Origin of the sequence: Meinhardsimonia xiamenensis, assembly GCF_900102905.1 — a bacterium.
In the GTDB taxonomy this organism is placed as follows: Bacteria; Pseudomonadota; Alphaproteobacteria; order Rhodobacterales; family Rhodobacteraceae; genus Meinhardsimonia; species Meinhardsimonia xiamenensis.
The window spans coordinates 37,793-49,459 of the sequence record NZ_FNFV01000010.1 but is presented as its reverse complement, the minus strand read 5'-3'; the positions used below and the strand labels follow the sequence as shown (position 1 = coordinate 49,459).

Sequence of the window (11,667 nt, the reverse complement as noted above, 5' to 3'; positions counted from 1 at the left end):
TTGAACGGTTATCATGCCGTGAACGCTCAGGCGATGTACGAAGGCCGCCGTGCGATCCATCGCAAGCTGGTGCGTCACGCCGAGGTCAGAGACGCGGTGCTGGACCGTCTCAAAGCTGGCTGGTCTCCTGAACAGATCGCCGGGCGGATGAAGCTCGAGGATCATCCGGTGCGGGTCAGCCACGAGACGATCTACCGTTTTGTCTATTCCAAGACCGGCCGCGCGCTGGGGCTGTTCCGCCACCTGCCCGAGCATCGCCGGCGGCGCAGGCCGCGGGTCGGCCGAAAGCCCCACGCGGCGCGCTTTTCCGCGGAAAACGGCATTTCTCGCCGCCCCGGCACGGTGCACAAACGCATGGAGTTCGGTCACTGGGAGTGCGATCTGATGATGTTCCGCAAGGAGCACGGGCACGCCAACGTGACCTCGCTCGTCGAGCGGGTGAGCCGCTTCACGGTCACGCTGAAGAACCGAGATCGGCGGTCGAAGCCGGTGATGGATGCTCTTATCGACGGGTTGGCACCCCTGCCCCAACCGGCGCGGCGTTCGATCACCTTCGACCGCGGCACTGAGTTCACCGCCTGGGCGCATCTGAAGGCCGGGATCGGCGTGGCCACTTGGTTCTGCGACCCGCAGGCGCCCTGGCAGAAAGGCACTGTGGAGAACACCAATCGGCGGCTCCGACGCTATCTGCCGCGCCAGGCCGATCCGTCGGCGTTCACAAATCGATATTTGAGGTCGATTTGCGACCGCCTCAACGCCCAGCCCCGCAAGTGCCTCGGCTTCAGAACGCCCGCCGAGGTATTCCGTGAGAAGCTCATGGAGATCGCACGTGGCGGCGGATAGTCTATGCCAAGCAGAAGTGGCACCTCGGTTGGAATTCGCAGCCACCAGCGCCTTCCGACATGGTTCTGCGAGACGGAAAAATGACCAAGGGTCAATGCCGTGCCGGACGAAGCTCGTACGCCGCGGAAGCTACCCGAGCGCGTATCCCGCGCCGCGGACAGTGCGGATCGGGTCGCTTTCACCCCCGGCGCAAAGCGCCTTTCGCAAGCGTCCGATATGCACATCGACCGTTCGCGTCTCCACATAGATGTCGCGGCCCCAGACCCTGTCGAGCAACTGCTCGCGGCTCCAGACCCGGCCAGGCTTTTCCATGAGCGTTGCCAGAAGGCGGAATTCGGTCGGCCCGAGCCGCACCTCCCTGCCCCGACGGGTTACACGATGCGACTCGGCATCGAGCTGAATGTCGCCAAACTCCAGCCGCTCGCCGATGGCCGCGGCGCGCGTGCGGCGCAGCTGATTGCGTACCCGCGCCATGAGTTCGGCCACCGAATACGGCTTGGTCACATAATCATCCGCGCCCGTCTCGAGCCCGCGCACCCGGTCCATTTCCTCCGAGCGTGCCGACAGCATGATAACCGGAATCGCTCGGGTCTCGGCCCTGGCCTTCAGCTGGCGGCACAACTCGATGCCCGAGACGCCGGGCAGCATCCAGTCAAGGAGGATCAGGTCGGGTTCCTCCTCGAGCACCGCGCGCATCACCTCGTCGCCAGAGGCGACGCGCCCGACCGAGAAGCCCTCCGCCTCGAGATTGTAGGCGAGGATCTCGCCTTGTGCCGCCTCGTCCTCGACCACCAGAACACGCGGAGCTGCGAGACTCATGCCCCGCCCTCCCCCTTGGCCTCCCCGGCGTCGGGCTGGGCGGCCCCGCTGGCCACGGCCCGCGCGACCTTCACCCAGTCCTCCTTCGGGCGCGGCTCCTCGGGCATCTCGCCGGTGACGAGATAGATGGTCTGTTCGGCGATGTTGGTGATCAGATCGCCCATCCGCTCGAGATTCTTGGCGATGAAGTGCAGATGCATGCAGGCCGAGATGTTGCGCGGATCTTCCATCATGTAGGTCAGAAACTGGCGGAACAGCGCATTGTACATCTGATCCACCTCGGCATCGTGTTCGCGCACCTGATTGGCAAGTTCCGCGTCGCGCCGCAGATAGGCGTCGAGGGCATCCTTCAGCATCAGCTCGACTTCGCGCGCCATGCGCCCGAGAGCCTTGTCCGCCCCCTCGATCGGCGGCATCTCCACGAGAACGGAGGTGCGCTTGGCCAAGTTCTTGGCGTAGTCGCCGCAGCGTTCGAGCGCGGTGGCGATCTTCATGGAGGTCAGTACCGTCCTGAGGTCGCTCGCCGCGGGGGCGCGCAGGGCGATGATGCGCGCGGCCGCCTCGTTGACCTGGTGTTCGAGCGCATCCACCGTCTTGTCGTCGGCCCGGACCTTGGCGGCAAGCTCGAGGTCGCGCTCGATCAGCGCGCGCGTGGCTTCGCGGATCTCGTCCTCGACAAGCCCGCCCATGCGCATGATGAGCGCCTGCATGGCCTCGAGGTCGCGGTCGAAGGCGCGCTGGATGTGATGTTCGGTCATGATCTGGCCCCTGCGCTTGCGTTAACCGATCCGGCCCGTGATGTAGCTCTCGGTGCGCGGATCGCGCGGGTTGGTGAAGATCTGCGGCGTCTCGCCGAACTCGACGAGCTCGCCCAGGTGGAAGAAGGCCGTGCGCTGGCTCACGCGCGCGGCCTGCTGCATCGAATGGGTGACGATCACCACCGAGAAATTCTCTCTGAGCTCGTCGATGAGCTCCTCGATCTGGGCGGTGGCGATGGGGTCGAGCGCCGAGGCCGGCTCGTCCATCAGGAGCACCTCCGGCGAGGTGGCGATCGCCCGGGCAATGCACAGTCGCTGCTGCTGGCCGCCCGAAAGCCCCGTGCCGGGCTCGTTGAGCCGGTCCTTCACCTCGTCCCACAGCGCGGCGCGGCGCAGGCTGTCTTCCACGATACGGTCAAGATCGGCCCGCGTGCGCGCGAGCCCATGGATGCGGGGGCCATAGGCGACGTTGTCGTAGATCGACTTCGGGAAGGGGTTGGGCTTCTGAAACACCATCCCCACCCGCGCCCTGAGCTGCACCGGATCGACGCCGGGGGCATAGATGTCTTCGCCGTCAAGCCGGATCTCGCCCGTGACCCGCGCCACGTCGATGGTGTCGTTCATCCGGTTGAGACAGCGCAGGAAGGTCGATTTTCCGCAGCCCGACGGCCCGATGAAGGCGGTCACCGTGCGGTCGAGGATGTCCACGCTCACATCCTTGATCGCGTGGGTGTCGCCATACCAGACGTTCACCCCGCGGGCCATGATCTTGACGCGGCCCTCGGCCTCTGCCGTCTCGTCGATGGCAAGGGCGGTCGCGGGGTTGCTTGCATCCATCTCGGTCATCCTACCATTTCCGCTCGAACCTTGCCCGCAGGAAGATGGCGAGCGCGTTCATTGCAATGAGAAAGCCCAAAAGCACCAGGATCGCCGCCGAGGTGCGCGCAACGAAGCCGCGCTCGGGGCTGTCGGCCCAGATGAAGATCTGGGTGGGCAGGGCGGTGGCTGCATCCATCGGCGAGGCGGGCGCGGAGGTGATGAAGGCGTTCATGCCGATCAGCAGCAGCGGCGCCGTCTCGCCAAGCGCCTGCGCAAGCCCGATGATGGTGCCGGTGAGAATGCCGGGCATGGCAAGCGGCAGCACATGGTGGAAGACCACCTGCTGGTTCGAGGCCCCTACCCCCAGTGCCGCCTCGCGGATCGAGGGCGGCACCGCCTTGAGGGCGGCGCGCGTGGCGATGATGATGGTGGGCAGCGTCATCAGCGCCAGCGTCATGCCGCCCACGAGCGGGGCCGAGCGCGGCAGGCCGAACCAGCCGAGGAACACCGCCAGCGCCAGAAGCCCGAACACCACCGACGGCACGGCGGCGAGGTTGTTGATGTTGACCTCGATGATGTCGGCGACGCGGTTCTTGCGCCCGAACTCCTCGAGATAGATCGCCGCACCGATCCCGAGGGGAAAGGAGATCACGAAACATACCAGAAGCGCCCAGAAGGAGCCCATGAGCGCCCCCTTGAGCCCCGCAAGCTCGGGAAAGCGGCTGTCGGCGTTGGTGAAGAGCGCCCAGTTGAAGGGCATCGAGACAAGCCCCTTCTCCTCAAGCGTGCGGAACCAGGCGATCTCGTCATCCTTCAGCCGGCGGAACTCCTCCGGTGTCTCGGGGTCGATCTCGCCCTTGGCAAGCTGGTCATAGGGGTCGGAGACCGGCACCGTCAGCTTGATCGTCTCCCCGATGAGCGAAGGGTCGGCCACCACCATGTCGCGCAGCATGAACTGCGCGCCGTTCGAGAGAATGCCCAGAAGTCGCTTCGCGTCCTTCCTGTCCTCGATACCGGGAATCTGTTTCTGGAGAGCGGCTTGCAGGACGTCCTTGAAGCCCCCGCGCGGCAGCCGGTCGGCCCTGATCTCGGCCGGATCGACGAAGACTTCGAGCGTGACATGGGTCTGCACGAAGGCCTTGGCGCCGGAGACCACAAGCGAGCCCACGAGGATGGCCAGCATCAGGAAGGCAAAGGCAATGGCCGCAAGCCCATAGGCTACAAGGCGCCTCTGCCGGCGCTTGCGGCGGGCGAGATGGCGCGCGGCCTCCTGCGCAGAGGGCCGGGCGATGCCGTGCAGCGTGGGGGTGGTGTCAGTCATAGGCTTCCCGGTACTTGCGGACGATCCTGAGTGCCAGAACGTTGATGCCCAGCGTGATGACAAAGAGCATCATGCCAAGCGCGAAGGCGGCGAGCGTCTTGGGGTTGTCGAAGGCGGTATCGCCGATCAGGAGCGTGACGATCTGCACCGTCACGGTGGTGACCGAGTCGAGCGGGTTGAGGGTGAGCTTGGCAATGAGCCCCGCGGCCATCACCACGATCATCGTCTCGCCGATGGCGCGGCTCACCGCAAGCAGCACGCCGCCGACGATGCCCGGAATGGCGGCCGGAAACAGCACCGTCGTCATCATCTCCGCCCGCGTCGCCCCGAGCCCGAGCGCGCCGTCGCGCAGCGCCTGCGGCACCGCCGAGAGGGCATCATCAGCAAAGGAGGAGATGAAGGGAATGAGCATGATCCCCATCACCGAACCGGCCGCGAGCGCGGTGTTGGGCGAGACGTCGAGCCCCACCCCCTGCCCCGCCGTCCGCAGCGCCGGCGCCACCACGAGGATGGCGAAGAAGCCGTAGACGACGGTCGGCACGCCCGCGAGAATTTCCAGCACCGGCTTGGCGACCGCGCGCAGCCGCGCGGGGGCGAATTCGTTGAGGTAGATCGCGCTCATCAAGCCCACCGGCACCGCGACCACGAGCGCGATGACGGTGATCATCAGCGTCCCCCAGATCACCGGAATCCAGCCGAAGGCGCCCTCGGCGGCGATCTGGTCCTCGCGCAGCGGAATCTGCGGCTCCCAGTTCAGGCCGAAGAAGAACTCGGTGAAGGGCACCTTGGCGAAGAAGCGCGAGGTCTCGATCATCAGCGAGGCGACGATGCCGATGGTCACGAAGATCGCCACCGTCGCGCAGGCAACCATCAGCCACAGCACGATGCGTTCCACCCGGTGACGGGCCCGGAACTCCGGCGCCACGCGGGCACGCGCGCGCAAGGTAAGCGCCGCGGCAAGGACCGCCACCACCGAGACAAGCGCCCAACCCGAGGCCGCGCGTATCGCCAGAAGCCGCTCCGCCGCCTCCACCTTCCACGGCTCGGGCGTGCCGAAGACGCGCCCGCCCGCAATCGACTTGATCTCGGCGAGGATGAGCTGACGCGCGCCCTCGTCCGCCCCCGTGAGCGCCGCCTCGGGCAGCGAGCGCATCACCAGCCAGTCGATCACCGGCCCCTGCGCCAGAAGCCAGACGAGCAGGAGGATCGTCACCGGCACGAAGGCGGTCAGAAAGGCATAGGCGCCGTGGAAGCTTTCGAGCGAGTGCAGCCTCTCCCCCCGCCGGGCAAGCGCCGCGGCGGCCTGGCGGTTCCAGATGTAGCCCAGAACCGAGAGCCCCAGGAGAACGAGAAAGGCCAGAAGCGGCATGGCGAGCATCGTCCTTCATTCTGCAGACCGCCCCGGCGCCCGAGGGCGGCCGGAGCGGCGCGTGTTTGTCACGGGCGCGGCGGGCGCGCCACCGAAATCATTCGGCCGGAGGCTCCATCGGCTCGGCGTTCAGCACCCGATCCTGCACCTCAGCGCGCAGATCGTCGGGGAGCGTCACCAGACCGCGCTCGGCAAGGTAGCCGTCCGGCCCAAGCGCCTCTTCCGACATGTATTCCTCGATGAACTCCTCGAGGTAGGGGATCACCCCACGATGCGGGTTCTTGACGTAGATGTAGAGCGGCCGCGAAATGGGGTAGGACTTGTCGGCGATGGTCTCGAGGCTCGGCTCCACGCCCTCGATATTCACCGGCTTCAGCCGGTCGAGGTTTTCATAGAGGAAGGAGTAGCCGAAGATGCCGATAGCATGGGGGTCGGCCTCCAGCCGCTGAACGATGAGGTTGTCGTTCTCGCCCGCCTCCACGAAGGGGCCGTCGGTGCGCATGCGCGAGCAGTTTTCCTTGACCCACTTCGAGTCGAAGCCGCCGTTCTTCACATAGTCGAGCTCCTCGCAGCCCGCGTGCATGGCAAGCTCCACGAAGGCATCTCGGGTGCCCGAGGTCGGCGGCGGGCCGAAGGCGAGGATCTCCACATCCGGCAGCGAGGGGTCGATCTCCGACCACTTGCGATAGGGGTTGTCCACCCATTCACCGTTCACCGGCACCTGCGCAGCGAGCGCCAGATACACCTGGCCCAGCGTCAGATCCCAGTCGAAGTCGTTCTGGCGCGAGATGGCGATGGACAGCCCGTCATAGCCGATCAGCGCCTCCGAGATGTCATCGACGCCATTGGAGATGCACAGATCCCACTCCGAGCGCTTCATGGCGCGGCTCGCGCCGGTGACGTCGGGATGGGCCTCGCCGATGCCCGCGCAGAAGATCTTCATGCCGCCGCCGGTGCCGGTCGACTCCACGATCGGCGAAGGCGCGCCGGTGTTGTTGACGAACTGCTCCGCCACCGCCTGGGTGTAGGGAAAGACGGTGGAAGATCCGACGACGCGGATGGCATCGCGCGCTGCCGCGGCCGAGGCCGAGAGCGCCGCGACGGAAAGCGCGGAGACGGCCAGTGTCGCAAGTCTCATGTTCAACTCCTGTCAGCTTCGGGCGCCCGTAGCGGGCGTTTCCCGGCGCCTGTGCTAGTGGCGGGCCGCCAAGCTTTTGTGACAGAGACGTAACAGTTTGATGACAGTGCCCCGGCTCGGGAAGGAATTTTGACCCACGAGGCCCCACGCAGCTTCAGCATTTTCGTCTAACTTGCTGGTATATAAACGGAAAACTCGCTTCCCTTGCCCGGCTGGCTGGCAATGCGCAGCCGGCCCCGATGGCGGCTGACGATGTGCTTGACGATGGCAAGGCCAAGGCCCGTGCCGCCCTTTTCGCGCGATCGGTGCGAATCGACGCGGTAGAACCTCTCGGTGATGCGGGGAATGTGTTCGGGGGCAATTCCCTCGCCATCGTCCACGACGTCCACGCGCACCGCCTCGCCCCGCAGGGCTGTCTCCGGCGCCGGTGGGTGCATCACCACCCGGACAGTCCGCCCCCCGTACTTGACGGCGTTCTCCGCGAGGTTCATGAACACCTGTGTCAGCTGGTCCGCGTCGCCCGGCACCACTACCCGCGCATCCGGCAACACGAATTCGAGCGCAACACCCGCCTCCTCGGCCGCGGGCGCCAGCGAGGCGCGCACCGCCCTCAGCACGGCGGTGAGATCGACCGGCGCGGTCGGGCGGATGCGCTCCTCCGCCTCCACGCGGGAGAGCGAAAGAAGGTCGGAGACAAGCCGGTTCATCCGCTCCGCCTCCCGCGCCATGGTGGCAAGGAAGCGCTCGCGCGCGGCCGGATCGTCGCGGGCGGGGCCGCGCAGCGTCTCGATGAAGCCGAGAAGCGCGGTGAGCGGCGTGCGCAGCTCGTGGCTGACATTGGCCACGAAGTCGCGCCGCTGCTGGACGACCTCGGAGAGGTGGCTGACATCCTCCGCAGCCACCAGCACCCCCTGCCCGCCCTCGAGCGGCTCGGCGGTGACGCGGTAGCGCATGTCGCCTGAAGCGGCGCTCACCGTGAACGCTCCGGTCGCAGGGGTGCCCGGTGCCGCGCGCCCGGCCAGCGCCGCCTCGATGGCCGAAAGGAGCCCCGGCCGGCGCAGCACACTGCCATAGAGCCGCCCGGCCAAGGAGGTGCCGAACAGCGCCTCGGCGCGCGGGTTGGCGGCGACGATGCGCCCGTCTGGCCCGACAAGGAGCAGCGGCATCGGCACCGCGGCGATGAGCGCGCGTGCCTCCTGCGGCGTCATGCCCGCTCCCCGGCCTCCGCTGCGGCGTCGATGGCGCGCCCGAAGGCGGAAATGAGCGCCTGCGGATCCTCCACGCCCACCGAGACCCGGAAGAAGCCCTCCGAGATGCCGAGCGCGGCGCGCGCCTCGGGGCCGAGCGCGCGGTGCGAGGAGCTTGCCGGATGCGACAGCGTGGTCGCCACATCCCCCAGCGTGGGTGCAAAGGCGATTTCGGGCGCGGCGCGCACCAGCGCATTGGCCGCCGCCCGCCCGCCGGCGATCTCGAAGGAGACCATGTTGCCCCAGCGCCCGCCCAGAAGCGCGCGGGCGCGCGCATGGTCGGGGTGATCGGCCCGGCCGGGATAGAGCACGCGCCTGACGCCCGGATGCCCGGCGAGCGCCTCGGCAAGCCTTGCGGCATTGGCCTCGGCGCGCTCGTGGCGCAGCTCGAAGGTCATCAGCCCGCGCTCGGCCAGCCAGCAGTCAAACGGGCTCGGGGTGAGCCCCAGCGTCACCGCGAAGGCGCGCATCCGCTCAAGGAGCGCCGCATCGCGCGCGCCCACCCAGCCGAGCGTGGCATCCGAATGCCCGGCCATGAGCTTGGTGACGGAGTGGATGACGATGTCGGCCCCGAGATCGAAGGGCCTGAGCGCGCGCGGCGTGGTGAAGGTATTGTCCACGGCCAGCAGGATGCCCCGCTCGCGCGCCATGCGCGCAATCGCCTCGAGATCGGCCACCCGCAGCGTGGGGTTCGAGACCGCCTCGATCAGGATGAGCCGCGTTTGGGGCGTGATCGCCGCGGCGAAGGCCTCTGCGTCCGTGGGATCGGCAAGCGAGGTGCTGATGCCCAGGCGCGGCAGCTCCTCGCTCATCATCCTGAGCGAGCGGCCATAGAGCTGATCGCCGCCCAGCACATGGTCGCCGGCGCGGGTCAGCCCCATCAGCACCGCCGCCACCGCCGCCATCCCCGAGCCGGTGACAAGCCCGCCCTCTACCCTCTCCATCGCGCTGATGAGCGCAGCCAGCCGGTCGGCGTTGGGATGCCCCTCGCGGGCGTAGGTGTAACCGTGCGCACGCCCCTCGTATTGCGCATCGAGCGCATCGGGGCTCTCGGCGGCATAGACGACCGAGGGCTGGATCGGCGCACCGATGGGCCGCGCAGCACTCTCCGGCCAGGGAAGGCTGCGCGGGGTCAGCGGGCGCTCAGCCATCGACCCGCCTCATCCGCGCGCGGAAGAGCCGCATCCTCTCCTGATAGTGACGCGCCGAGGCCGCCAGCATCTCGAGTGCCCGCCCGTCGAGCGCGCGCACCACCCGCGCCGGCGCGCCCATCACCAGCGAGCCGTCGGGGATTTCCTTGCCCTCGGTGATCAGCGCGCAGGCGCCGATCAGGCAGTTGCGGCCGATCTTCGCGCCGTTGAGCACCGTCGCCCCCATCCCGATCAGCGTGCCGTCACCGATGGTGCAGCCGTGCAGCATGGCCTTGTGGCCGATGGTGCAGTTCCGGCCCACGGTGAGCGGATAACCCATGTCGGTGTGCATCACCGTGTTCTCTTGCACATTCGAGCCCGCGCCGATCACGATCGGCTCATTGTCGCCCCTGAGCGTCGCCCCGAACCAGACCGAGGCGCCCTCCTCCAGCACCACCCGGCCGATCAGATTGGCGTCGGGGGCGACCCAATAGTCGCCATTTTGCGGAAATTCCGGTGCGTGACCGTCAAGCTCGTAGATCGGCATGGGATTTCTGCCACTCCTCGAATTCGGCATTCAGCCGGCGCACGATATCGACAATGCCGGGCTGTTGCGAGAGCCGCATGCGCTCGGCGGTGACGATGGTCTCGAGCCGGCCGGCGGTGACGTCGAGATCGTCATTGACCAGCACATAGTCATATTCCGGCCAGTGGCTGATCTCGTCGCGGCTCTTCTGCATGCGCCGCGCGATCACCTCGGGGGGGTCGGAGGCGCGGCTGACGAGCCTGCGGTAGAGCTCGGGAATCGAGGGCGGCAGGATGAAGATCGACAGCGTATGCTTGCCGAGCGCGGAGTTGCGGATCTGCTGGCCGCCCTGCCAGTCGATGTCGAAGAGCACGTCGCAGCCTTCGGCGATGGCCTCTTCCACCGGCGCGCGCGGGGTGCCGTAGAGATGGCCGAAAACCTCGGCGTGTTCCAGCATCTCGCCCGCGGCGACCTTGGCCTCGAACTCCGCGCGCGTCAGGAACCAGTAGTCGCGCCCGTTCACCTCACCGGGCCGCGGCGGACGGGTGGTGGCCGAGACGGAAAAGCGGATCGAGGGATCCCACTCGCGCAGGCGCCGCGCGAGCGTGGACTTGCCCGCGCCCGAGGGCGAGGACAGGATGATGAGAAGTCCGCGCCTCATCGCCATGGCCTACTCCAGGTTCTGCACCTGCTCGCGCATCTGATCGATGACCGCCTTGAGGTCAAGCCCGACGGCGGTAAGCGGCGCGTAGCCCGATTTGGCGCAGAGCGTGTTGGCCTCGCGGTTGAATTCCTGGGTGAGGAAATCAAGTTTGCGCCCCACCGGACCCTCGGCCTGAAGGAGCTTGCGCGCGGCGGCGACATGGGCGCGCAGCCGGTCGATCTCTTCGGTCACATCGGACTTGACCGCAATCAGCGCGAGCTCCTGCGTGAGCCTGGCGGGGTCGGCACCCTCGATATTGGCCATCACGCGCTGGAGCGCGGCGCGCATCGCCTCGGCCTGCCGGGGGGCGCGCTCCTCGGCAAGCTGCGCGGCCTTCTCAGAGAACGCCTCGATCCGGTCGAGCTGCGCGGCGATCACCGCCTTCAGCGCCTCGCCCTCGGCCTTGCGCGCGGCCTCGAGCGCATCGAGCGCGGCCGCGAGATCGGCAAGAAGCGCGGCCTTGAGCGCTTCGCTGTCCTCGGCCCCCTGTGCAGGCTTCTGAACACCGGGCAGGGTGAGGATCTGCGCCGCACTCGCCGGCGCAAGCGGGATGCCCGCCGCCGCCGCCGCAGCGGCGATCTCACCGAGCTGGGTGAGCGTCCGGGAAAGCGCCTCCCGGTCAAGCTGGAGCGCCTGTGCCGCGCCCGTGCGCTCGAGCCTGAGGCTCACGGTCACGCTGCCACGGCTGATGCGCGCGCTCACCGCCTCGCGCACGGCGGGCTCCAGCCCCTCGATCCAGTCGGGCAGCCGAAGGCGGATGTCACGCCCCCGCCCGTTCACCGAGCGGATCTCCCACGACCAGCTCCACCCCTCGCAGGCGCCCTCGCCCACGCCGCTGCGCGCGGCATAGCCGGTCATCGACTGGACCATGGCATTTACCCTTTAACGTTTTGTTTGCACAGCCGCGCCCGGTTTCATGGCATGTTAACGGCCGGGTAACGAATTGGGGCGTAGGGTTAACATCAGGTTTCTCCAGCGGCAACGTCCGGCGCCG

Annotated in this window: 12 protein-coding genes; 1 reads left to right on the top strand and 11 read right to left on the bottom strand. The window is 67.6% G+C overall.

Annotated features, from left to right (window positions below):
* A partial coding sequence (locus BLQ14_RS14495) for an IS30 family transposase (protein WP_092501288.1) occupies positions 1 to 843 on the top strand: 843 nt, incomplete at its 5' end.
* A 129-nt stretch (positions 844 to 972) separates the two neighbouring features.
* On the opposite strand, the gene phoB is transcribed toward BLQ14_RS14495, so the two are convergent.
* From phoB to BLQ14_RS14440, 11 genes are all read right to left on the bottom strand, one after another.
* A complete protein-coding gene (gene phoB, locus BLQ14_RS14490; RefSeq protein WP_092501287.1) occupies positions 973 to 1,662 on the bottom strand; it encodes a phosphate regulon transcriptional regulator PhoB in 690 nt (229 codons plus the stop codon).
* A complete protein-coding gene (gene phoU, locus BLQ14_RS14485) occupies positions 1,659 to 2,420 on the bottom strand; it encodes a phosphate signaling complex protein PhoU (protein ID WP_092501286.1) in 762 nt (253 codons plus the stop codon). The genes phoB and phoU overlap by 4 nt, the downstream gene beginning before the upstream one ends.
* Before the next feature lie 21 nt (positions 2,421 to 2,441).
* On the bottom strand, positions 2,442 to 3,185 hold the full coding sequence (pstB, locus tag BLQ14_RS14480; RefSeq protein ID WP_245657127.1) for a phosphate ABC transporter ATP-binding protein PstB: 744 nt from the start codon (positions 3,183 to 3,185) through the stop codon (positions 2,442 to 2,444).
* An 82-nt stretch (positions 3,186 to 3,267) separates the two neighbouring features.
* Positions 3,268 to 4,560, bottom strand: a complete 1,293-nt coding sequence (gene pstA, locus BLQ14_RS14475) for a phosphate ABC transporter permease PstA (RefSeq protein ID WP_092501285.1) — start codon at positions 4,558 to 4,560, stop codon at positions 3,268 to 3,270.
* On the bottom strand, positions 4,553 to 5,938 hold the full coding sequence (gene pstC, locus BLQ14_RS14470; RefSeq protein ID WP_342670252.1) for a phosphate ABC transporter permease subunit PstC: 1,386 nt from the start codon (positions 5,936 to 5,938) through the stop codon (positions 4,553 to 4,555). Before pstC ends, pstA begins: the two co-directional genes overlap by 8 nt.
* An 88-nt stretch (positions 5,939 to 6,026) precedes the next feature.
* Positions 6,027 to 7,067 carry a substrate-binding domain-containing protein gene (locus BLQ14_RS14465; RefSeq protein WP_092501284.1) on the bottom strand — a complete coding sequence of 347 codons (1,041 nt, stop codon included), beginning with the start codon at positions 7,065 to 7,067 and terminating at the stop codon, positions 6,027 to 6,029.
* Positions 7,068 to 7,234: 167 nt separating this feature from the next.
* On the bottom strand, positions 7,235 to 8,275 hold the full coding sequence (locus BLQ14_RS14460) for an ATP-binding protein (RefSeq protein ID WP_092501283.1): 1,041 nt from the start codon (positions 8,273 to 8,275) through the stop codon (positions 7,235 to 7,237).
* Entirely contained in the window at positions 8,272 to 9,465 is a 1,194-nt protein-coding gene (locus BLQ14_RS14455; protein WP_092501282.1) for a trans-sulfuration enzyme family protein, read from the bottom strand. Before BLQ14_RS14455 ends, BLQ14_RS14460 begins: the two co-directional genes overlap by 4 nt.
* Positions 9,458 to 9,991: a gamma carbonic anhydrase family protein gene (locus tag BLQ14_RS14450; RefSeq protein ID WP_092501281.1), complete on the bottom strand. Its 534-nt coding sequence runs from the start codon at positions 9,989 to 9,991 to the stop codon at positions 9,458 to 9,460. The genes BLQ14_RS14455 and BLQ14_RS14450 overlap by 8 nt, the downstream gene beginning before the upstream one ends.
* Positions 9,972 to 10,637, bottom strand: a complete 666-nt coding sequence (gene gmk, locus BLQ14_RS14445) for a guanylate kinase (RefSeq protein WP_092501280.1) — start codon at positions 10,635 to 10,637, stop codon at positions 9,972 to 9,974. Before gmk ends, BLQ14_RS14450 begins: the two co-directional genes overlap by 20 nt.
* A gap of 3 nt (positions 10,638 to 10,640) precedes the next feature.
* Positions 10,641 to 11,543, bottom strand: a complete 903-nt coding sequence (locus tag BLQ14_RS14440; RefSeq protein WP_092501279.1) for a YicC/YloC family endoribonuclease — start codon at positions 11,541 to 11,543, stop codon at positions 10,641 to 10,643.
* Between the last annotated feature and the right edge of the window lie 124 nt (positions 11,544 to 11,667).